This is a genomic window from Pseudenemella bisphenolivorans, from assembly GCF_051133435.1.
GTDB lineage: Bacteria > Actinomycetota > Actinomycetes > Propionibacteriales > Propionibacteriaceae > JAAYAO01.
Window position 1 is genome coordinate 60,011 of the sequence record NZ_JBPGNY010000006.1, and the last position, 21,148, is coordinate 81,158.

A 21,148-nucleotide genomic window follows, 5' to 3' on the forward strand; every position below is an offset into this window, starting at 1 on the left:
ATGACCACCCTCGCGGAACGGGTCCGGATCCTGGAGGCGAAGGACGCCATCCGATCCTGCCTGTCCCGCTATTTCGATTTGTGTGACGTGCCCGGCCCGTTCACCGATCAGAACCAACTGGCCGAACTGTTCACCCCCCGGGCGATCTGGGAGGGGCTCGGCGAGGCCTACGCGGGCAAGTTCGGCCGGGTCACCGGGCGGCGCAAAATCGCCGCCCACGTCGCGAGCTACCTGCCCCCGATCGAGCACTTCCGCCGCAACGTTCACCTGTTGACCTCGGAGCAACTGCGCACCGACGGTCACACCGGGCAGGGCCAGTGGCTGATGCAGCAACTGTCCACCTACACCGACCACCGCGACGAGGTGATGGTGGCCAGGTTGACCGTCGACTTCGAGCTGGCCTCGGGCTCGGCCCTGATCTCCCATTTCCGCACCGAACGGCTCTTCACCGCCGACCTGACCCCTCCCGTCGAGAAGGAGCACCGATGACCACCCATGACGGCATCCACCCGCCCGACCTGGTCGAATCCGACCGGGTCGCCGCGCGGCTGTACACCGATCCCGACATCTTCGAAGAGGAGATGGAGAAGATCTTCTACCGCACCTGGGTGTGGGTGGCCCACGAGAGCGAGATCCCGACCCCGGGCAGCTTCAAGACCACCCAGATCGGTCAGCAGCCGGTGATCGTGGTGCGCGACCGCAAGGGCAACTTCAACACCATGTTGAACCGCTGCCGACACCGCGGCGCCACGGTGTGTGATCAGCCCAGCGGCAAGGCCAACGGCTTCACCTGCCCCTACCACAACTGGTCGTACACCCTGGACGGGACGCTGCGCGGCATCCCCTACCCCACCGGTTACGAGGGTGTGGTGGACAAGAAGCAGTTCCCGCTGAAGCGGCTGCGCACCGAGTCGTACCTGGGCATGATCTGGGCGACCTTCAACGAGGACGCCGAGCCCCTGGAGGACTTCCTGGGTGATGCGAAGCTGTGGATGGAGCGCTTCTTCAAGCAGAGCGCCGGCTACCCCACCAAGGTGATCGGCGTGCATAAATTCCGCTTCCGCGGCAACTGGAAGATCCAGTTGGAGAACACCACCGACGGCTACCACTTCCCGATGGTGCACAAGTCGTGGATGGTCTCGGTCGATGCCGAAACCGCCGACATGATGTCGTTCATGAACGACCCCGAGTCGGTCACCCACAACCTCGGCAACGGTCATTCGGTGGCGATCATGGCCACCGAACACCTCGATCTGGACATCGACGACGGCACCGAGGAGATCCAGCCCCGGTTCAACCATCTGGTCGAAGCCCTCGAGGCCGACGGCTACTCCGCCGAGGAGATCCGCCGAATGATGCGCTCGATGCACGGCTGCGGGTTCAACCTGAACACCTTCCCCAATGTGGCGATGTCGTCGGCCTTCTTCCGGGTGCTGATCCCGATCTCGGTGGACGAAACCGAGATCTGGCACATGGCGCTGGGGATGGACGGCGGCCCCGAGATCGTGAACCAGGAGCGGATGCGGATTCACGAGCACTTCCAGGGCCCCTTCGGTTTCGGCTCCCCCGATGACGCCGACGGCTGGGAACGCGTCCAGATCGGTGCCCACGGCGGCCCCGACCTGCCGATTCTGGTCAACCGCGGCCTGAACCGTGAGGAGACCAGCCCCGAGGGTTGGGCCACCTCCCATGTCACCGACGAGACCGGGATGCGCGAGTCGTACCGGATGTGGAAGCAGATGATGTCGGCCGGATCCGAACAGGAGGCACGATGAACGAGTTGTGGTTGAGCGACCCGCGGGTGCAGCGGGCGATTCAGGTGGTGTGGACCGAGGCCCGACTGTTGGACGACAAGGACTACCTCGCCTGGCAGGAGATGTACACACCCGAGGCGTACTACGTGATTCCGATCGACCCCGACACCACCGACTACGCCGCCTCGTTGAACATGGTCTACGACGACGAGCGGATGCGCCGGATGCGGGTGGAGCGGATGACCCAGGGCTACTCGCAATCGGCGGTGGCTGCTGCGGCGACGGTGCGGACGGTTTCGCGGTTCAGCGTCGAGTCGGTCGACGACCAGCAGGTGGTGTTGCGGTCGGCGCAGATCGTGAACTCCTACAAGCGTCAGCAGTTCGACACCGTCGGTGCCGAACTGACCCACACCATCGCGCTCGCCGATGACGGGGATCGGATCGCCTACAAGGTCGTCCGGTTGCTGAACTCCACCGACGCGGTCTCCACCGCCGGGTTCCTGCTGTGAGTGCCGCCGGGGTTGCGGTGGTGACCGGGGCGGCCGGCGGGATGGGCGCCCACATCGTCCGACGGTTGCACGCCGACGGGCTGCGGGTGCTGGCCACCGACCTGGACGCCGGAGCCGCCGAGACACTGGCGCGCGAACTGGACCCCAGTGGTGCGGCGGTGCGTGGAACCGGGCTGGACGTGGCGAGCCGGGACGATTTCCGGGCCGCCCTCGACCTGGCCACCGAGGCCTGGGGAACCCCCACGGTGTTGGTGAACAACGCCGCGGTGACCCGGGCCGCCGATGTGATGACCATCGACGACACCGAGTTCGCCGAGGTCGTCGACGTCAACACCCGCGGTGTGCTGCTGGGTTGTCAGGTGATCGGTGGGGCGATGGCCGAGGCCGGTTTCGGCCGGATCGTGAACATGGGCTCGCTGGCCGGCCAGAACGGCGGCACCGCCACCGGGGTGCACTACGCCGCCTCCAAGGGTGCGATCCACACCCTCACGAAGGTGTTCGCCCGCGAGTTGGCCGGGCGTGGAGTGACGGTGAACGCGATCTCGCCGGGCCCGCACGATCTACCGGTGGTGCACCGCACGGTGCCGGCCGACAAGCTGGCCGGAGTGGTCGCCGGGATTCCGGTCGGGCATCTGGGCGACCCGGCCTTCATCGCCGACGTGGTCGCTCTGCTGGCCTCCGAACGGGCCGGTTTCGTCACCGGCGCCTGCTGGGACGTCAACGGCGGCCTCTACCTGCGCTGAGGAGTTGGGGATGGATCTGATCGAGGTACGGGTGGCCGAAATCGTCGACGAGACGCCGACGGTGAAGTCGTTCCGTTTCGAGCGCACCGACGGGCGCCCGCTGGGGGCCTATCGGGCCGGTGCCCATGTCGACGTGGTCGGACCGACCGCGATCACCCGGCAGTACTCGCTGTGCAGCACCCCCGACGACCCGAACTCCTACATCGTCGCGATCAAACGCGAGGAGACCGGACGGGGTGGTTCGGCGGCGCTGCACGAGTTGCAGGTCGGCGACATTCTGAAGATCAGTGAGCCGCGCAATCTGATGGCGGTGGCCCCCGATGCCGAACACCATGTGCTGCTGGCGGCCGGCATCGGGATCACCCCGATGTTGTCGATGGCCCGCTGGATGGATGTGCACGGGTACAGCTTCGAGCTGCACTACTTCGCCCGCAGCAGCGAGGAGGCGGCCTTCCTGCCGCTGCTGCAGGAACGCTGCCCCGAGAAACTGCACGCGCATCTGGGTTTTGCACGCACCGAACACGAGGGGCTGGTGCGAGCCGCCCTGGCGGAGGTTCCGGAGGGCTCACATGTGTATGTGTGTGGGCCGGACGGGTTCATGGAGATGGTCGAGCAGGTGTCGGCCGAACGGTTCAGCTCCGATCGTTTCCACCGCGAGAACTTCACCCCCACCGAACAACCCGGCGCCGAGGACAACTCCGCCTTCGAGGTGGAGCTGGATGGGGAGACCTACCAAATCCCGCCCGAGAGCAGCATCGTCGAAGTGCTCAACGAGGCCGGGGTCGGCATCGACACCTCCTGCCAGGAGGGCATCTGCGGTACCTGCATCATGACCGTGCTGTCCGGCGAGGTGGAACACCGCGACAACGTGCTGACCACCGACGAGCGCGAATCGGGCGAGCTGATCACCACCTGTGTGTCCCGGTCGCGGGATCCGAAACTGGTGCTCGACTGGTACTGAGCCGGGTGTGGTCGTCACCCCGGGCTCTCCCCCTCAAGATCGTGTGACATCTTGCTCGCCTGCCGGACAAGAAGTCACACAATCTTGCAGAGCCGCCAAACCCGGCCCAGTCCGGGCTCGCGGGTACCAAAACCCCCAACTCAACGAGCCCGAGGTCACACCCGGACCATCACCCGGATGCTGCTGCAACTGGCCTGTTTTCGGGTCGGCATCGAGCTATCTGACGTGGCTCGACGAAATCAGGCCAGTTGCAGCAACAACGAGTTCCAGCCGAGCCCCGGGCAATCAGTCGAGATCGGCGCCGTAGCGCAGGATGTCGCGCACCAGGGTGTTGATCGAGTCGGCCTCGGTTTTCGCCTTGATCCGGGCCCGGTGTACGTCGACGGTTTTCACGCTCATCTCCAGCCGGCGGGCGATGTTCTGGCTCGGCAGGCCCTCGACCACCAGCCGCAGGATTTCCTTCTCCCGCGGGGTGAGGGTGTCGAGCTTGGCCTGCACGTCCTGCCGGTCGCGGAACTCGGTGAACCTCTCGGCGGCGGTACGAATACCCGACTGCACCACGTCCAGCATGTGCTGCGATTCGTAGGGCTTTTCCAGAAAGTCGATCGCGCCGCGGCGCATGGTGCGCACCGACATCTTGATGTCTCCGTGGGCCGATACGAAGATCACCGCCACCCACGGCAGTTCGTCGTTGAGGATCTCCTGCAACCGGGTACCGCTCATCACCGGCATCCGCACATCCAGGATCAGCAGAGCGGGGTGGTTGCCGTCATAGGTGTCCAGGAAGGCCTGGGCCGAATCCAACGGCACCGAGTCGATGCCGATGCTGCCCAACAGCCACGACACCGATTCGAGTAGTTCGGGGTCGTCATCGACGATGTAGACGACGGTGGGGTGTGCCTCGTCCTCGTTATCGGGGTTCATCGGCATCGGCGTGGTCGTCGTCATCAGGGTCGGCCCAGGCGGCGTCGGCGGTCCAGTAACGCACCCCGGCCGGGCTGGTCGCGGGACGCCATTCGCTGGTGCGACGCAACAGCGGTTCCTGACGGCGGATCGAGGCGTCGGCGGCCTCGGGTCCGTCGGCGGGCACTCCCCAGTGCACCCAGCTGACCTCCCGTCCGTGACTGTCGTGTTCGAACAGGTCGACGTGCTGCCAGCCGTAATCCAGGGTGTCCTCGTAGCAGGTCAGCGACATCCGGTGCACCTCGGTGGGGCGTTGTTTCAGGGGCGTCGACATCACACACTCTCCTCTCGACCAACGGTCATTCCTCGCACCCGGTCTTCGACCAGCGCCGCGGCGGCGAGCAGGTCGGCTTCACGGCCGGGCCAGCCGATCACCTGCACCCCCAACGGCAGACCGTCGGTGGTGGTGGCTCCGGCGACGGTGATCACCGGCAGTCCGAGCAACTGCCAGGCCCGGCTCAGTACCGGCGATCCGGTGGCCTCCAACCCTTCGGGCGCCGGGCCCGGGGCAGCCGGCCCGATCAGCACGGTGCCGGCCGGCATCCGCTCGGCCAGGTCCAGCCGGGAGCGGTCGCGGCGGTAGCGGGCACCCTCGTACTGGTCATGAGTGGTCTCGGCACCCTCGGCGAGCAACTGCACCAGCGGGGCGGACAGTGCGTCGCGATGCTCGGCGAGCAGTTCCGGGTGTTCCCGGGCCGCCTCGTACCCCATCACGATCAGGTGGTCGCTGGTCAGGGTGTGCACATGGTCGTCCCAATCGAGCGGGGCGACCTCGTGATCGGCGGCCAGATCTGCGGCCAGCGCATCGATCAGCCGGGTCATCGCCGGGTCGATCTCGCCCAGCTCCGAGCCCGACCAGACCAGGAAGGCCGGCTCCCCGGTGACAGTCGTCGCGTCGCCGGTGAAGGCACGATGGACGATCTCGAGATCGGCGACGGTGCGGGTGATCAGACCGAGCGAATCCAGCGACGGGCTGAGCCCGGTCACCCCCGACAGGTCGACCGAGCCGTGGGCCAGCACCATGCCTGAGACCCCGCAGAAGGAGGCCGGACGGGTCAGCGATCCGGCGGTCTGACTACCCAGTGCCAGCGGTACCAGTCCGGCCGCGACGGCCGCGGCCGAACCACTGGACGAGCCACCCGGGGTGCGTCCGGCGGCTGCCGGGTTGCGGGTCGGTCCGGGGGCGAAGTAGGCGAACTCGGTGGTGACGGACTTGCCCACGACGACCGCGCCCAGGTCGACGAGGCGCTGCACGCAGGCAGCGGTGGTGGTGACCGGGGCGGGGTCGGTGATCGAGCTGCCGCACCTGGTCGGGTAGCCGGCCACATCGATGATGTCCTTGACCCCGATCGGTACCCCGTGCAGCGGGCCGTCCTCGACCACCGGCGGCAGTTCGGTGGCGACCTCGACGAAGGAGCGCAGTTCGGTGTCGGCCGCCTCGATCCGGGACCGGGTCGCCTCGAATTCCTCGGCCACCGAACGCTGTCCGGCCCGGATCCGGTCGATCGTTTCCTGCAGCGATGTCGTCTTCACCGAATCTGCCCCTTCCGTGGTCGTCGTTGACCTACCCGGCTCCTAGTCGGTGCCGTGCCCTCAGCCCATCAATTGTGGCAGGAACAATGCAAGGGATGGCACCGCAGCGACCAAGGTGATGACCACCAGGTCGGAGGTGATCCACGGCAACGCCGCCTTGTACAAGGTGGGCAACGACACCTGCGGGGCCACGCCCTTCATCACGAACAGGCCCATCCCGAACGGCGGGGTGGTGTTGGCGATCTGCAGGTTGATCATCAGCAACACCGAGAACCAGATCGGATCCCAGCCGAAGCTCGCCACCAGGGGCATGAACAGCGGTGCGGTGACCATCATCATCGACACCTGGTCGATGAAGGCGCCGAGCACCAGCACGGTGAGCATGATCACGATCAGCATCACCGCACCATGGGTGATGTTGTCGGTGACGAAGCGCACCATCCCGGCGGTGGCCCCGTTGAAGCTCATCAACTGTCCGTACAGGTTCGAGCCGAGCACGATCAGGAAGATCATCGCGGTGGTCTGCACCGTGCCGCGGGCGGCGGCCATGATCTTGGCCGGGTTGAGCTTGCCGGTGACCACCCCGAGCAACAGTGCCAGCAGGGAGCCGACCGCGGCCGACTCGGTGGGGGTGGCGATACCGAAGAAGATCATCCCGAGCACCGCAGCGATCAACAGTCCCGGCGGCAGGGCGTCGCGGGCACCTTCGCGCAGCCAGCGTCCCAGTGGGCGGCGGGGTTGTTTGGGCTCGGACAGGCCGCTGCGCTTGGCCCAGACGACCACGATCACCGCGTAGGCGATCGTCATCAGGATGCCCGGAATGATGCCGGCGATCAGCAGCGGGCCGATCGGCACGTTCGCGATGCCACCCCACAGGATCGCGAAGGCGCTCGGCGGCAGCACCATCGCCAGACCACCGGAAGCCAGGATCGAGCCGATACCCAACTTGGGGTCGTACTTGCGGGCGGTCATCTCGGGCAGCAGGGTGCGGCCGAACAGCGCGGTGTTGGCCAGCGACGAGCCCGACAACAGCCCGAACAGGGCGCCGCCGCCGACCGCGACCATCGCCAACCGTCCCGGCAGCCGACTCAGCACTCGGGAGATCTCGTCCAGGGCGCGTTGGGCGATACCGGATTGGAACAGCAACTCGCCCATCAGGATGAACAGCGGGATTGCGGTGAAGACGAAACTGTCGACGCTGGAGATCACGCTCAGGCCGACCTGACGCAGGCCCGCGTCGACGGTGTTGTAGCTGATCAGAGCGCCGGCGATACCGACCCCGAGCATCGCGAAGGCCACCGGCACCCGCAGGGCCAGCAGGACGATCAAACAGAGCAGAAAGGCGCCCAGGAAGACATACCATTCCATGATTTCAGGCTTCCTTGCGCGATCGGCGGAGTTCGTGCAGCATCCGGACGACCACCCCGATCGCCAGGGCCAGGAAACCGACCATGGCGCCGGCGGTCACATAGAAGCGCGGCATCCGCAGCTCACCGGCGACGGTGGTGCCGCGGGCCAGGTCGGTCTGGAAGAGCATCCAGGTGGCGTAGAGCAGAAAACCGATCACCACCAACTGCACCAGTGCGCCGAAGATCGAGAGCAGGCGCAGGTGGTTGTCCTTGGCGACCATGTCGATCAATTCGAGCCGGACGTGCTCGTCCCGGTTGGCCAGGGCGGGTGCGCCCAGCAGCACCAGGAACAGCATCGCCACCGAGCTGAGTTCGATCACCCCGGTCAGGCCGTACCCCATGGCCCGCATCACCACCGAGGCGGTGATCAGCAGGGCCATGCCCAGCACCACGAACCCGCCGAGATACTCCAGGCCGCGCAGCGGCAGCCAGGCCTCGGGCCGGTCGGGGGCGGTGGCCGCCACCAGATCGTGCGCCGGGGAAGGGACGGCGTCGTCCGGAACCTCGGAGGCCCCGGACGACGCCGCGTGGTCGTGCTCGTTACTCATTGGTTCCCTTGATCATGACCCCACCGGGCACGGCCTTGGTCAGGTCTTCGGAGTACTTCTCCTCGAACTTGGTGCGAATCTCCTCGGCCTGCGGGGTCATCTCCTTCATCCGATCCCAGTCCAGGTCGTTCATCGCCTTGTTGTAGGCAATGTCGAGAATCTTCTCGGCATCGGCGTCGGTGAACTCGATCCGCTGCAGGCCCTTGTCGAGCCAGGCCTGGGTCTCCTCGGCCGAGAGCTTCTGGTAGTAGTCGAAGATCTCCGGCTCCACCTCGTTGATCGTCTTGGTGATGGCCTCCTGGGTTTCGGGTTCCAGGGAGTCCCAGCGATCCTTGTTGATCACGGTGTTGGCCAGCGAGTCGTAGAACCGCGGCGAGATCCAGTACTTGGTCTGGTCGTCGATGCCCAGGTCGGACACGCCCACCGAGGTCCACGCCGAGCCCTGCACCACATTCCGTTCCAGAGCGGTGTACACCTCCGCGCCCGGCATCTCGACCGGGGTGCCGCCCATGGCACGCACCATGTAGGAGGTGGCCGGCGAGGTGCGGATCGACTTACCGGACAGGTCGGGCTTGTCGATCTTGTCCTTCAGGAAGATGATCTGCGGAATACCCGAGTGGGTGTGGCCGACATAGTGCAGGCCGAGCGGCTCGTGCACCTGCTGCCACAGGTCGGCCACGCCGTTCTCGCGCTCCTCGGCCGGGGTGAACGGGGTGAACCGCTGCAGGTCCATCGCCGGCAACTGGGAGACGTAGTAGTCACCCGGCATGTGCGCGCCGTCGTAGGCACCGGACGAGACGCCCTCCATCATCTGGTTCGGCGGAATGACCTCGGGGCCACCGCGGTAGTCGATGGTCACCCAGGGAGCGTTCTCCTTGAGCTTGTCGCGGAACATCCAGAAGCCCTGGTTGTTCACCAGCTTCTCGGGGAATCCGGTCACGAAGGTCAAGGTGACCTCTTCGCGCTCCCCGTCGTCCCCGCCGCCACCGGCTCCGCCGCCGCCACCACACGCCGACAGGGCAAGGGCGCCGGCCAGGGCACCGGCAATGGTGACTGCCCAACGTTTCTTCATCTCAAAACTCCATTCAGTCGACGCGCATCCGCCCGACCCGACACGCTCGGCGTGATGACCGGGTGTGTTCAGGCTAGGCAGCGCCGCGACGCACCGATATACGAATAACCTTTAGGCCGCCGTACCCGGCATCCGCGTTGAGTAAAGGTTCTTCGACTGTTGCCCGCCGACCAAGCTGTCTAGCGTCGGGGGTGTATCCCCCACCGCCGCTAAGGAGTCGCGCGATGACGCAGCAGGCGATCAGTGCCACGCACTTCCGACATGTTCTGGGCCACTACCCCACCGGTGTCGTCGTGGTCACCGGGGTGGCGGCCGATGGTGAGTTGCTGGCCATGGTGGTCGGCACCTTCACCTCGGTGTCGCTCGACCCGCCGTTGGTGGCCTTCCTGCCCACCCGGGGCTCACGCACCTTCGAGCAACTGCGCCGCTGCGAGTCGCTGTGCATCAACGTGCTCACCGGCGAGCAGGAGCAGGTCGTGCGCACCATCGCCGGGCGCAAGGAGCACAAGTTGGAGGGGTTGTCCTGGTCGCCGTCCCCTTCGGGTGACCCGGTGCTCGACGAGTCACTGGCCTGGTTGGACGTCCGGTTGGATTCGACCATCGACGCCGGGGACCACTGGATCGCGCAGTGTCGGGTGGTCGATCTGGCGGTGCACAACCCGGTCACCCCGCTGCTGTTCTTCCAGGGTGGTTACGGCACCTTCGTGATGCCCTCCCTGGTGGCCCGGATGGAGGACGGGATCATCTCCTCGGTGCAGGACGCCGCCCGGGTGCGCGGTGAACTGGAGGACCTGGCCCGCGAGATCGGCTGTGAGGTATCCCTGCTGGCCGCGGTCAGCCCCGACGAGTTGGCCTCGGTGGCCAGCGCCCTGGGCAGAGGGCTGAGTACCGGCGGTGGCCTGGGGGAACGGATCCCCATGGTGCCGCCGATCGGCGACACCTATCACAGTGCCGCATCGGATGCCGAGCAGGAGGCCTGGTTGGCCAAGGCGTCCCACGAGTCGGCCGAGCAGCAGCAACTCTTCTGGGATCGACTGAGTTTCTGCACCGAGCACGGCTACCTGATGGCATTGCTGCCACCCGACCATCCCGAGGCCTACGAGGCGGTGATCGAAGCGACCCAGCTCTACGCCACCGGACGGATCACCCCGGCCCAGGAACGTGAGATCCGGGAGCGGATCCTCACCTCGGGCATCGACTACACACCGCAGCCGATCGACCCCGAGCGCAGCTACGACGTGGGAGCGATTCTGGTGCCGTTGTACGACGAGTCGGGGGCGGCCCCGCTGACCCTGCGCCTGTCGCAGCTTCCGGCCGCAACGTCCGGGCAGCGGGTGGGCGAGTGGGTCGAGGCGGCGCTGAGTTGTGCCCGCTCGATGGAGCGCACGCTGCGCGCCTGCGGCTGAACCACACACCGAGACCGGGCCCGGCACCTCGAACGGCGCGGGCCCGGCCCGGGGTCACTTCACATCGATCGGGACGTCGAACCTCTCGACGTATTCGCTGAAGGGTTCGCGAATCTCCTCGGGGCTGACACCGAAGTGGCGGCGCACGTCGTAGTTGATCCGGCTGACCTTCTCACCGATCTTGTGGTCCTCGATGAACTGGTCGATCTCCTGGCGGGCCTGATCGGTGATCTCCAGGCCGAGCTTGTCGTAGATCGTGTGGATCGCGCTCCAGTTATCGGCCATGAACGGACGGAACCCGACTTCGACGATCTGATCGGGTTCGACCAGGTGTCGGTCACGCATCCCGGCCTCCTTCAACTCGACGCAGAGTCTGGTCCAGTAGTCGAGTTGCAGCTCCGGCTTGACCTCGGTCTGCCATTCGGCGGCCATGTAGGTGTGCATGGTGGCGATGGACTGCACCGAGGCCACCGGGTCGCGGTGGGTCTCCACCAGCACCGCATCGGGGAACACGTTCAGCAAGGCCGGGATGTTCTCGATGTGGGCGGGGTACTTGGTGACCCACTGATCCTTCGGGCGGAAGTAGGTCATGATCTGCATCACGAGTTTCAGGTACTCGTAGTGCTCGGTCTGGTCGTGGGCCAGGTAGTAGTCCCGCCACGGCTGGGCGTGCTGGTAGAGGTGATCGGGATAGTGGCCGGTGAAGTTCTGGGCGAAGGTTTCGACGTCCTCCTCGATCCGGTACGGCTGCATCGGATGCCAGGCGGGCATGTAGTGGTTGCCGGCGACCATCTCGTCCCAGGCGGCCTGGGCGTTCTTGTAGCGCGGGTCGATGCCGTCGGGGCCGGCTCCCTGACCGGGGTCGGGCACCGGCTGGTCGAGTTCCCAGATCGGTGCGGCGCGGAACCGGGAATCGGCGGCGATCAGGTTCACCAGATGCGAGGTTCCCGAACGCGGCAGGCCGCCCACCATCAACGGGCGCTTGATCTCGATCTCGCGCACCTCGGGGTGCTGTTTGACGAAGTTGAAGACCCGCATCCGGTTCGACAGGTATTTGGTCATCAGGGCGAACATGCCCAGGCGGGCCATGTTGGTGCGGATCGGTTCGTTGCCGACATCGACCCAGACCTGCATCCGCTCGGTCAGGCCCTCCTCGCCGGGGCCGAAGTCGTCCAGACCGGTCGCGGCCTGAGCGGCTCCCTTGATGGCGTCGACGCTGAAGGGCACGGGGTTCGCGTCGGCGTAGTCGACCAGGGCTTGCTGGTACGGGGTGAGTTCACGGTTGACCAGCGGCGGGAATTCGAGATCCGGGGCGGACATGGCGGCTCCTGATGTTGGGTTGAATTCTCTCGGAGCCTAATCAGGCCTTCAGCGGCCGACCGGGACGTGCCGGTCACCGGGAGAGATCAGGCATCCAGGGGCCACAGCAGTGGGATCGCGACCGCGACCACCACGGTGAGCACGAGGTGGAGTGGGATGCCGATCCGGGCGAAGTCGAGGAACTTGTAGCCGCCGGGGCCGTACACGAGGGTGTTGGTCTGGTAGCCGATCGGGGTGGCGAAGCTGGCGCTGGCGCCCATCATCACCGCGATCACCACCGGTTTCGGATCAACCCCGAGCTGACCGGCCAGCACGATCGCCAGCGGGGTGAGAATCAGTGCGACCGCATTGTTGGTGATCAGTTCGGTCAGCGCCGAGGCGAGCAGGTACAGCGCCGCAACGATCACCCACGGTGGCGCGTGCTGCAGGATCGGCGCGATGCCGCCGACCAGCAGTTGCAGGGCGCCGGAGGCGTGCAACCCCTCCCCCACGATCAGCATGCCGACCAGCAGGAAGAGCAACCGGCCGTCCACGAAACCCAGGGCCTCGCGTGAATCGATGCACCGGGTGATCAGCACGATCGCGACCGCGAGCAACACCAGGGCGAAGATCGGGGCGATGTTCAGTGCCGAGAGGGTCACCACCGCCAGCAGGCAGGCGATCACGATCGGCACATGGGTGCGCCGGAAGGGCCGTTCGCTGGGTTCGTCGACCTCGACGAGCTCCATCTCGGCAACCATCCGGTTGATGTCGGCGGGGCGGCCGGCGAGCACCAGCAGGTCGCCGACCTGCACCACCAGGTCACGCAGCGTTCCGGCCGGGTGGTCGTGGTTGTGCCGGTGCATGGCCACCACGTACACCCCGTAGCGGCGGCGCAGGTGCAGCGAACCCATGGTGCGCTCGACCATCCGGCAACCGGGGGTGATCAGGGCTTCCACCACGGTCATCTCCGCGGTCGCCACCTTGTCCACCGGCCGCAGGTCGCGGTGGTCGCGCAGGGTGAGCATCTCCCCCATCGGGCTGCGCAGCACGATCCGGTCACCGGCTTCGATCCGTACCCCGGCGAGATTCCAGCGCAGCGAGTCGTAGCCGCGAATCACGTCGATGACGGTGATCGCGGAACGCTTGAAGGCGGCCACCTCGCTCAGGGTGAGGCCGATCAGAGGTGAGTCCCGCACGATCAGCAACTCGGTCAGGAACTCCCGCTCGACATGGGTTCCGGGGCCGGCCGGGTCGCGGGCGGGCAGCAGCCGGTTGGCGAACAGGGCCAGGTAGACCGTGCCGACCACCAGCATCAGCACCCCGAGCGGCATGATCTCGAAGATGCCGAAGTGACCGAACCCGGCTTGTGCCCAGACCCCGTCCACGATCAGGTTGGTGGAGGTGCCGATCATCGTCATGCCGCCGCCGAGGATGGCGAAATACGACAGCGGGATGAGCACCTTGGACGGTGCCACTCCCAGCGACCGCGCGAGTTGGACGTAGACCGGCATCAACACCACCACCAGTGGCGTGTTGTTCAGGAAGGCCGACAGCACCGCGGTGCCCAGGCCGATGCCGACCAGCGTCAGCCGGGGGTGGTTTTTGGCCCAGGTGGTTGCCACCCGGCCCAGGGCGTCCAGACCGCCGGTGCGCACCAGGGCACCCACCAGGATGAACATTCCCGCGATGGTCCACGGGGCCGGGTTGGCGAAGGAAGCTGCGGCCAGGTCGGCCGGCACGATGCCCAGCACGATCATCACCGCGGCGCCGGTGACCGCCACCACCTCGGGCGGATAGGTCTCGGTGATGAACAGCACCAGCATGCCCACCGCCACGATCAGGGCAGTGATCGCGGCCGCGGTGCCGGTCAGTGCCAGGAGACCCATCGCATCCCTCCTCGGGCCGCGTCCTTCTCGTCCCTCCGGCCCCTCCGGCCCCTCCGGTCCCGGTCCGTCCGAGCCGGCTGCTGCAAAGTGCCTGATCTCGGGCACCAAAGCTGCTATGTGGTTTTGACCCTCACAATCAGGCGTTTTGCAGCAGCCCCACCGGAGCAGGTGCTCCGGTCAGCGGATCTTCTTGTTGTCCCGCAACCAGGTGATCACCTTGGTGGCCGCCTCCTCCGGCGACAGTTCGGTGGTGTCCAGGTAGATGTCGGGATTCTGCGGGGGCTCGTAGGAGGAGTCGAGGCCGGTGAAGTACTTCATGTCACCCTCGGCCGCCTTCTTGTACAAGCCCTTGGGGTCGCGTTCGGCGGCGACTTCCTGGGGTGCATCGACGTAGATCTCGCAGAAGTCGTCGGTTCCGATCCGTTCGCGCACCGCATTGCGGTCGCGGATGAACGGTGAGATGAGGGCGGTCAGCACCACCACACCCGAGTCGACGAACAACCGGGTCACCTCCCCCACCCGGCGGATGTTCTCCACCCGGTCGGCATCGGTGAAGCCGAGATCCTGGCTCAGCCCGTGTCGGACGTTGTCGCCGTCGAGCAGGTAGGTGTGGATCCCGCGGGCGTGCAGGTGCTTCTCGACCACGTTGGCGATCGTGGACTTGCCGGCGCCGGAGCGGCCGGTGAACCACAGGGCCACCGCCTTGTGCCCATTGCGGTGTTCGCGCTGTTCCCGGTCGACGTCGACGGCCTGCCAGTGGATGTTGTCGGCCCGGCGCAGCGAATGGTCGATCATGCCGGCACCGACGGTGGCGTTGGTGATCCGGTCGATGATCAGGAAGCCGCCCAGATCACGGTTCTCCTGATACGGCGCGAAGGGCACCCGGCGGCTGAAGCTGATGTTGCACTGGCCGATCTCGTTCACCTCGAGGGTGGAGGCGGCCAGCTTCTCCAAGGTGTTCACGTTCACCTTGTACTTCGGCTTGGTGATCCGTACCTGCACCGTGGAGGTGCCGATCCGGCAGGCGTAGGTGCGTTCGGGCAACATCGCGTCCTCGGAGAACCACACGATGTGGGCCGCGAACTGATCCGAGACCGCCAGGGGCGAGTCGGCCGCGCACAGCACGTCGCCGCGGCTGATGTCGATCTCGTCGTTCAGGGTCAGGGTCACCGCCTGTCCCGCGATCGCCTGGTCGAGGTTGCCGTCCATGGTGACGATCTCCTTGACCGAGCTGCGCTGCCCGGCCGGCAGCACCCGCACCTGATCACCGGGGCGCACCCCACCGGAGACGATCGGGCCGGAGAAGCCGCGGAAGTCGAGGTTCGGTCGGTTCACCCACTGCACCGGCATCCGCATCGGATGGTGGGTGACCTCATCCTCGATCTCGATGGTCTCCAGGTGTTCCATCAGCGTTGGCCCGTCGTACCAGGGGGTCTTCGGGCTGTGGGACACCAGGTTGTCGCCGTTGAGGGCCGACAGCGGAATCGCCACCACCTGCAGCAGGCCGATGTCCTTGGCGAAGGAGAGGTAGTCGGCCTCGATGCTGCGGTAGACCTCTTCGGAGTAGTCGACCAGATCCAACTTGTTGATCGCCAACACGACGTGCTTGATACCCAGCAGGGACACCAGGTAGGAGTGCCGGCGGGTCTGGGTGAGCACCCCCTTGCGGGCGTCGATCAGGATGATCGCCAGGTCGGCGGTGGAGGCACCGGTGACCATATTGCGGGTGTACTGCTCGTGGCCCGGGGTGTCGGCGACGATGAACTTGCGCTTGTCGGTCGAGAAGAAGCGGTACGCGACATCGATGGTGATGCCCTGTTCGCGCTCGGCGGCCAGGCCGTCGACCAACAGGGCGAAGTCGAGTTCCTCACCCTGGGTGCCGCTCTTGATCGAGTCGGATTCGAGCGCGGCGAGGTGGTCTTCGAAGACCATCTTCGACTCGTACAGCATCCGGCCGATCAGGGTGGACTTGCCGTCGTCGACCGAGCCGCAGGTGATGAACCGCAGCATCGACTTGTGGGCATGGGCGTCGAGGTAGGCGTCGATGTCCTCGGCGATCAGATTCGATTGGTGCGACATCAGAAGTAGCCCTCCTGCTTCTTCTTCTCCATCGACGCGGTCGAGTCGTGGTCGATGACGCGGCCCTGCCGCTCGGAGGTGGTGGTCAACAGCATTTCCTGGATGATCTCGGGCAGCGTGGCGGCCTCGGATTCGACCGCACCGGTCAGTGGGTAGCAGCCGAGGGTGCGGAAGCGCACCGAGCGCATCATCGGTTCCTCGCCCTCGCGCAGTCGCATCCGCTCGTCGTCGACCATGATCAGCGTGCCGTCACGTTCGACCACCGGACGCACCGCCGAGTAGTACAGCGGCACGATCTCGATGCCCTCGAGCAGGATGTACTGCCAGATGTCGAGCTCGGTCCAGTTCGACAGCGGGAAGACCCGCAGGCTTTCGCCACGGGCCTTGCGCACGTTGTACAGGTGCCACAGTTCGGGGCGCTGGGCCTTGGGGTCCCAACGGTGTTCGGCGCTGCGGATCGAGAAGATCCGCTCCTTGGCGCGGGACTTCTCCTCATCGCGGCGGGCCCCGCCGAAGGCGGCATCGAACTTGTAGTGGTCGATGGCCTGCCGCAGACCCTCGGTCTTCCACATGTCGGTGTGCACCGCCGAGCCGTGGTCGAAGGGGTTGATGTTCTGCTCGACGCACTCGGGGTTGTGGTAGATCAGCAGGTCGACATCGTCGCGGGCACCCACCTTGTCGCGCAGCTTGTACATGTCCTGGAACTTCCAGGTGGTGTCGACATGCAGCAGCGGGAAGGGCAGCCGGGACGGGTAGAAGGCCTTCAGCGCCAGGTGCAGCATCACCGCCGAGTCCTTGCCCACCGAGTACAGCATCACCGGGTTCTCACTCTCGGCGACGGTCTCGCGCATGATCTGAATGCTCTCGGCCTCGAGCCGCTGCAGGTGGGTCAGCTCGGGGGTTCTCAGGTCGTGGGTCATGAGTTCAACACCTCCAGGGCGCGGGCCGCGTACTCGGGTCGGCAGATCAACAGGTCCGGGAGCTTCGGGTCGGGTTGGTTGTAGCGCAGCGGGGACCCGTCGATCCGGGAGACGTGCAGCCCCGCGGCCTGCGCGACCGCAACCGGGGCAGCGGAGTCCCACTCGTACTGGCCGCCGGTGTGGGCGTAGATGTCGACCTCACCGCGCACCACCGCCATCGCCTTGGCACCGGCCGATCCCATCTCGACCAGTTCGGCATCCATCGCCTCGGCCAGCTTCAACACCGGTTCGGGACGACGGGTGCGGCTGACCACCACCCGCACCGGCCCATCGGGCCGGGGAGCGGTTTCGACCCGGTCACTGCTGAAGGTGATGCCCAATGCGGGCAGCGCCACCGCGCCGGCCACCAGCTCGCCGCCGGACACCAGGGCCACATGTACCGCCCAGTCGCTGCGACCGTCCTCGCCGAACTCGCGGGTGCCATCGAGGGGGTCGATGATCCAGACCCGGTCGGCCTCGAGGCGCTGGGGGCTGTCGGCGGTTTCCTCCGACAGGATCGAATCCCCCGGACAACGCTCCCCGAGCAACTCGTGCAGCAGGTCGTCACTCTCCCGGTCTCCCCGGTTGCGCACGTCGGAGGGTTCGGCTCCGGAGCGCAGATCCTCGCGGATCTTCAGCAGCAGGTCACCGGAGGCCGTTGCCAGTTCGGCAGCGGTGCGTGCGTCGTCCCCGTGACCGTTGTGGGTCGCAGCGTCAGTGCTCATAAACCTGCACGATACGAGGATTGAACGCCGTTCAGCCTGCATTCCCAGTGACCGGGATCACTTTGCGGCCCAGCACGAAAATTGATTGAACACTGTTCAGCAAATGGGAGGAGACCCTTGTGACGAGCAACGATCTCGACTTCGATGTGGACCTGTTCACCGACGACGTGGCAGACCTGCCGGCCTGGCTGGCCGAGGTGCGCGAAACGCATCCGGCGGCCTGGGTCAAACTCCAGGGCCGACGCGCCCTGCTGCTCAGCAGCTACGAATACGTTTCGGACGCCTTCCGCGACGAGGAACGCTTTCCCGGCGGCGCGCATTACAACCAGCCGGGCTACGTTTCGGTGCTGGGACGCACCATCCAGACCTATGACGGCGCCGAGCACAAGGTGCAGCGCAGTCTGGTCGCTCCGTTCTTCCGGGGCGCCCAATTTCGGAAACTGGTCGAGTCCATGCTGGCCCCGGTGGCGCATCAGATGCTGGACGAGATGGAGGCCAAGGGCGGTGACGGGCCGTTCGATCTGGTGGCCGAGCTCACCCGTCCCTACCCGATCAAGGTGATCGCGGCGATGCTCGGGCTGCCGCTGACCGATGCCGACACCCTGGCCCGGTGGGCCGTGGCCCTGCTCGACCACGGGCAGAACATGACGGGCGCCCGGGCCGCGGCCGAGGAGTTCTTCCAGTACCTCAAACCGGTCATCGATCAACGTCGAACCGATCCCGGTGAGGATCTGTTGTCCCAGTTGGCCACCGAAGAAGTGGACGGGGAGCGGCTCACCGACAACGAGATCGTCGCCTTCATCTCACTGCTCTTCCCGGCAGGTGCTGACACCACCTACCTGAATCTCGGCTCGACCCTGTGGGCGCTGCTGACCAACCGGGACCAGTGGGAGAAGGTCGCCGCCGACCCGGCCGGGCTGGCCGACAAGGCGGCTGCCGAGGGCCTGCGGTGGTACCCGGCGACCTCACTGTTGCCGCGCACCTGCCCCGAGGACACCGAATGGAAGGGCATCCACATTCCGGCCGGGACGCCGATGTTGCTGGCCCTCCTGGGGGCCGGTCGCGATCCCGAGGTTTACCCCGATCCCGACACCTTCGACATCGAACGTCCGGTCAAGGCGACGATGACCTTCGGCGCCGGCCCGCACTTCTGTCTGGGCCTGCACCTGGCCCGGGCCGAGGTTTCCACGGTGCTGCGGGTGCTCGCCGAGCGTTATCCGAATCTGCGGCTCGACCCGTCGGTGCCCTCGAAGATCGGCAGTTCCTTCGTCACCGTATTGCGCGGGCCGGACAAGCTGCCGGTGTACCTGCGCTGATTCAGCCGGTCAGACCGGGGCCGGTGACTTGGGCGATCGGCAGCAGCGAGCGGCCGGTCGGCCCGATCTGGATCTCGGTGTCGAGGTGCTGGCACACCCCGCAGTCGAAGCACGGGGTCCAGCGGCAGTCGTCGACGTTCACCTCGTCGAGGGCGTCCTGCCAGTCCTCCCACAACCAGTCCCGGTCCAGGCCGGCGTCGAGGTGGTCCCAGGGCAGCACCTCGTCGTAGTCGCGCTCGCGGGTGGTGTACCAGTCGACGTCCACGCCGTCGAGGTTCTCGGCCGCGGCTTCCAGCCAGCGTTCGTAGCTGAAGTGTTCGCTCCACCCGTCGAAGCGTCCACCGGCACGCCAGACCGCTTCGATCACGGCGCCGAGTCGGCGGTCGCCGCGCGAGAGCAGCCCTTCGACGATGCCGGGTTCGCCGTCGTGGTAGCGCAGCCCGATCGCCCGGCCGTACCGCTTGTCGGCGCGGATCGCGTCGCGCAGCTTGATCAACCGTTCGTGGGTGGTTTCGGCGTCGAGTTGGGCGGCCCACTGGAAGGGGGTGTGCGGTTTGGGCACGAAACCACCGATCGACACGGTGCACCGAATGTCCTTGCGGCCCGACACCTCGCGTCCGGTTTCGATCACCCGGGCGGCCAGGTCGGCGATCGCCAACACGTCCTCGTCGGTTTCGGTGGGCAGCCCGCACATGAAGTACAGCTTCACCTGCCGCCAGCCGTTGCCGTAGGCGGTGGCGACGGTGCGGATCAGGTCCTCCTCGTCGACCATCTTGTTGATCACCCGGCGCATCCGCTCCGAGCCGCCCTCGGGGGCGAAGGTCAACCCGGAACGCCGTCCGTTACGGGACAGTTCGTTGGCCAGGTCGATGTTGAAGGCGTCCACCCGGGTACTGGGCAGCGACAGCGACACATTGCTGTCCTCGTAGCGGTCGGCCAGTTGGGTGGTGACCTCGCCGATCTCGGAGTGGTCGGCGCTCGACAGGGACAACAGGCCGACCTCTTCCAGGCCGGTGGCACCCAGCCCGTCGGCCACCATCTGCCCGATCGTCTCGATACTGCGTTCCCGCACCGGACGGGTGATCATGCCGGCCTGGCAGAACCGGCAGCCCCGGGTGCAGCCGCGGAAGATCTCCACCGAGTAGCGCTCGTGCACGGTCTCGGCCAGGGGCACCAACGGCTTCTTCGGGTAGGGCCACTGGTCGAGGTCCATCAGGGTGTGTTTGCGCACCGTGAACGGCACCCCGGGACGGTTCGGCGCGACCCGCTGGATGCGTCCGTCGGGCAGGTAGTCGACATCGTAGAAGCGGGGTACGTAGACCCCGCCGGTGGCGGCCAGTCGCGAGAGCAGTTCGTCGCGTCCGCCGGGGCTGCCCTCACTCTTCCATTCGGCGATCAGGTCACTGATCGCGAGCGCGATCTCTTCGCCGTCGCCGAGCACTGCGGCATCGATGAAGTCGGCGATCGGTTCGGGGTTGAAGCTGGCATGCCCGCCGGCCAACACGATCGGTTCGTCGTCACCACGGTCGGCGGCGTGCAGCGCGATACCCGCCAGGTCGAGGGCTTCGAGCAGGTTGGTGTAGCCCAGTTCGGTGGCGAAGCTGACCCCGAGCACGTCGAAGGCCCGCACGGGACGGTGGGTGTCCAGGGTGAACTGCGGAATGCCGTGTTCGCGCATCAGGGCGGCCAGGTCGGGCCATACCGAGTAGGTGCGTTCGGCCAGCACCCGGTCGGCCTCGTTGAGCACCTCGTACAGAATCGCCACGCCCTGATTGGGCTGACCGACCTCGTAGGCGTCGGGGTACATCAGGCACCAGCGCACGTCGGCATCGGCCCACTCGGTCTGCACCGAGTTGACCTCACCGCCGACGTACTGGATCGGTTTGCCCACCCGTCCGAGCAAGGGCTCCAGGCGGGGGAACAGCGTCTCCGGCTCTGCTGTAGTCATAGGGCATCAAGAGTACCTGCTGAGGGAAGGCTCAC

19 protein-coding genes are annotated in these 21,148 nt (G+C 66.4%); 7 read left to right on the forward strand and 12 right to left on the reverse strand.

What is annotated here, in order from left to right:
* The 5 genes from ACR4XW_RS14315 to ACR4XW_RS14335 are packed head-to-tail and all read left to right on the forward strand — an operon-like array spanning position 1 to position 3,967.
* Positions 1-489, forward strand: a complete 489-nt coding sequence (locus ACR4XW_RS14315) for a nuclear transport factor 2 family protein (protein ID WP_434761247.1) — start codon at positions 1-3, stop codon at positions 487-489.
* A complete protein-coding gene (locus ACR4XW_RS14320) occupies positions 486-1,775 on the forward strand; it encodes an aromatic ring-hydroxylating oxygenase subunit alpha (RefSeq protein ID WP_434761248.1) in 1,290 nt (429 codons plus the stop codon). Before ACR4XW_RS14315 ends, ACR4XW_RS14320 begins: the two co-directional genes overlap by 4 nt.
* The gene (locus ACR4XW_RS14325) at positions 1,772-2,263 is read left to right on the forward strand and encodes an aromatic-ring-hydroxylating dioxygenase subunit beta (protein ID WP_434761249.1); all 492 of its coding nucleotides are present in this window, start codon (positions 1,772-1,774) and stop codon (positions 2,261-2,263) included. Before ACR4XW_RS14320 ends, ACR4XW_RS14325 begins: the two co-directional genes overlap by 4 nt.
* Positions 2,260-3,006: an SDR family NAD(P)-dependent oxidoreductase gene (locus ACR4XW_RS14330; protein WP_434761250.1), complete on the forward strand. Its 747-nt coding sequence runs from the start codon at positions 2,260-2,262 to the stop codon at positions 3,004-3,006. The genes ACR4XW_RS14325 and ACR4XW_RS14330 overlap by 4 nt, the downstream gene beginning before the upstream one ends.
* Positions 3,007-3,016: 10 nt before the next feature.
* Positions 3,017-3,967 carry a PDR/VanB family oxidoreductase gene (locus ACR4XW_RS14335; protein WP_434761251.1) on the forward strand — a complete coding sequence of 317 codons (951 nt, stop codon included), beginning with the start codon at positions 3,017-3,019 and terminating at the stop codon, positions 3,965-3,967.
* A 285-nt stretch (positions 3,968-4,252) separates the two neighbouring features.
* On the opposite strand, the gene ACR4XW_RS14340 is transcribed toward ACR4XW_RS14335, so the two are convergent.
* Genes ACR4XW_RS14340 through dctP form a run of 6 tightly spaced genes read right to left on the reverse strand, consistent with a single transcriptional unit; the run spans position 4,253 to position 9,492 of the window.
* Positions 4,253-4,891 (reverse strand): response regulator transcription factor, encoded by a 639-nt coding sequence (locus ACR4XW_RS14340; protein WP_434761252.1) that lies wholly within the window; start codon positions 4,889-4,891, stop codon positions 4,253-4,255.
* A complete protein-coding gene (locus ACR4XW_RS14345) occupies positions 4,878-5,204 on the reverse strand; it encodes a hypothetical protein (protein ID WP_434761253.1) in 327 nt (108 codons plus the stop codon). Before ACR4XW_RS14345 ends, ACR4XW_RS14340 begins: the two co-directional genes overlap by 14 nt.
* The gene (locus ACR4XW_RS14350; protein ID WP_434761254.1) at positions 5,204-6,463 is read right to left on the reverse strand and encodes an amidase; all 1,260 of its coding nucleotides are present in this window, start codon (positions 6,461-6,463) and stop codon (positions 5,204-5,206) included. The genes ACR4XW_RS14345 and ACR4XW_RS14350 overlap by 1 nt, the downstream gene beginning before the upstream one ends.
* 60 nt (positions 6,464-6,523) lie before the next feature.
* Positions 6,524-7,831 (reverse strand): TRAP transporter large permease, encoded by a 1,308-nt coding sequence (locus tag ACR4XW_RS14355; RefSeq protein ID WP_434761255.1) that lies wholly within the window; start codon positions 7,829-7,831, stop codon positions 6,524-6,526.
* A 4-nt stretch (positions 7,832-7,835) separates the two neighbouring features.
* On the reverse strand, positions 7,836-8,420 hold the full coding sequence (locus tag ACR4XW_RS14360) for a TRAP transporter small permease (protein ID WP_434761256.1): 585 nt from the start codon (positions 8,418-8,420) through the stop codon (positions 7,836-7,838).
* On the reverse strand, positions 8,413-9,492 hold the full coding sequence (dctP, locus tag ACR4XW_RS14365) for a TRAP transporter substrate-binding protein DctP (protein ID WP_434761257.1): 1,080 nt from the start codon (positions 9,490-9,492) through the stop codon (positions 8,413-8,415). Before dctP ends, ACR4XW_RS14360 begins: the two co-directional genes overlap by 8 nt.
* A 224-nt stretch (positions 9,493-9,716) precedes the next feature.
* On the opposite strand from dctP, the gene ACR4XW_RS14370 reads away from it, so the two are divergent.
* On the forward strand, positions 9,717-10,898 hold the full coding sequence (locus tag ACR4XW_RS14370; RefSeq protein ID WP_434761258.1) for a flavin reductase family protein: 1,182 nt from the start codon (positions 9,717-9,719) through the stop codon (positions 10,896-10,898).
* A gap of 54 nt (positions 10,899-10,952) precedes the next feature.
* On the opposite strand, the gene ACR4XW_RS14375 is transcribed toward ACR4XW_RS14370, so the two are convergent.
* The 5 genes from ACR4XW_RS14375 to ACR4XW_RS14395 form a co-directional block, all read right to left on the reverse strand.
* Positions 10,953-12,218, reverse strand: a complete 1,266-nt coding sequence (locus ACR4XW_RS14375) for a sulfotransferase family protein (RefSeq protein WP_434761259.1) — start codon at positions 12,216-12,218, stop codon at positions 10,953-10,955.
* A gap of 86 nt (positions 12,219-12,304) precedes the next feature.
* Positions 12,305-14,086: an SLC13 family permease gene (locus tag ACR4XW_RS14380; protein ID WP_434761260.1), complete on the reverse strand. Its 1,782-nt coding sequence runs from the start codon at positions 14,084-14,086 to the stop codon at positions 12,305-12,307.
* 177 nt (positions 14,087-14,263) lie between these two features.
* Positions 14,264-16,165: a sulfate adenylyltransferase subunit CysN gene (gene cysN / locus ACR4XW_RS14385; protein ID WP_434761261.1), complete on the reverse strand. Its 1,902-nt coding sequence runs from the start codon at positions 16,163-16,165 to the stop codon at positions 14,264-14,266.
* A complete protein-coding gene (cysD, locus tag ACR4XW_RS14390) occupies positions 16,165-17,085 on the reverse strand; it encodes a sulfate adenylyltransferase subunit CysD (protein ID WP_434761262.1) in 921 nt (306 codons plus the stop codon). Before cysD ends, cysN begins: the two co-directional genes overlap by 1 nt.
* Positions 17,082-17,849, reverse strand: coding sequence for a 3'(2'),5'-bisphosphate nucleotidase CysQ (locus ACR4XW_RS14395; RefSeq protein ID WP_434761263.1), 768 nt, complete (start codon positions 17,847-17,849; stop codon positions 17,082-17,084). The genes cysD and ACR4XW_RS14395 overlap by 4 nt, the downstream gene beginning before the upstream one ends.
* 119 nt (positions 17,850-17,968) lie before the next feature.
* Between ACR4XW_RS14395 and ACR4XW_RS14400 the strand changes: the two genes are divergently transcribed.
* The gene (locus tag ACR4XW_RS14400; RefSeq protein ID WP_434761264.1) at positions 17,969-19,165 is read left to right on the forward strand and encodes a cytochrome P450; all 1,197 of its coding nucleotides are present in this window, start codon (positions 17,969-17,971) and stop codon (positions 19,163-19,165) included.
* 1 nt (position 19,166) lies between these two features.
* Here ACR4XW_RS14400 and ACR4XW_RS14405 read toward each other — a convergent pair whose 3' ends face one another.
* Positions 19,167-21,113, reverse strand: a complete 1,947-nt coding sequence (locus ACR4XW_RS14405; protein WP_434761265.1) for a TIGR03960 family B12-binding radical SAM protein — start codon at positions 21,111-21,113, stop codon at positions 19,167-19,169.
* Positions 21,114-21,148: the final 35 nt, after the last annotated feature.

Coding starts and splice junctions, on each gene's coding strand:
- ACR4XW_RS14320 (WP_434761248.1), top strand. CDS start 486: ATGACCACCCATGACGGCATCCACCCGCCCGACCTGGTCGAATCCGAC.
- ACR4XW_RS14335 (WP_434761251.1), top strand. CDS start 3,017: ATGGATCTGATCGAGGTACGGGTGGCCGAAATCGTCGACGAGACGCCG.
- ACR4XW_RS14375 (WP_434761259.1), bottom strand. CDS start 12,218: ATGTCCGCCCCGGATCTCGAATTCCCGCCGCTGGTCAACCGTGAACTC.
- ACR4XW_RS14345 (WP_434761253.1), bottom strand. CDS start 5,204: ATGTCGACGCCCCTGAAACAACGCCCCACCGAGGTGCACCGGATGTCG.
- ACR4XW_RS14405 (WP_434761265.1), bottom strand. CDS start 21,113: ATGACTACAGCAGAGCCGGAGACGCTGTTCCCCCGCCTGGAGCCCTTG.
- ACR4XW_RS14315 (WP_434761247.1), top strand. CDS start 1: ATGACCACCCTCGCGGAACGGGTCCGGATCCTGGAGGCGAAGGACGCC.
- cysN (WP_434761261.1), bottom strand. CDS start 16,165: ATGTCGCACCAATCGAATCTGATCGCCGAGGACATCGACGCCTACCTC.
- dctP (WP_434761257.1), bottom strand. CDS start 9,492: ATGAAGAAACGTTGGGCAGTCACCATTGCCGGTGCCCTGGCCGGCGCC.
- ACR4XW_RS14355 (WP_434761255.1), bottom strand. CDS start 7,831: ATGGAATGGTATGTCTTCCTGGGCGCCTTTCTGCTCTGTTTGATCGTC.
- ACR4XW_RS14360 (WP_434761256.1), bottom strand. CDS start 8,420: ATGAGTAACGAGCACGACCACGCGGCGTCGTCCGGGGCCTCCGAGGTT.
- ACR4XW_RS14370 (WP_434761258.1), top strand. CDS start 9,717: ATGACGCAGCAGGCGATCAGTGCCACGCACTTCCGACATGTTCTGGGC.
- ACR4XW_RS14380 (WP_434761260.1), bottom strand. CDS start 14,086: ATGGGTCTCCTGGCACTGACCGGCACCGCGGCCGCGATCACTGCCCTG.
- ACR4XW_RS14395 (WP_434761263.1), bottom strand. CDS start 17,849: ATGAGCACTGACGCTGCGACCCACAACGGTCACGGGGACGACGCACGC.
- ACR4XW_RS14340 (WP_434761252.1), bottom strand. CDS start 4,891: ATGAACCCCGATAACGAGGACGAGGCACACCCCACCGTCGTCTACATC.
- cysD (WP_434761262.1), bottom strand. CDS start 17,085: ATGACCCACGACCTGAGAACCCCCGAGCTGACCCACCTGCAGCGGCTC.
- ACR4XW_RS14325 (WP_434761249.1), top strand. CDS start 1,772: ATGAACGAGTTGTGGTTGAGCGACCCGCGGGTGCAGCGGGCGATTCAG.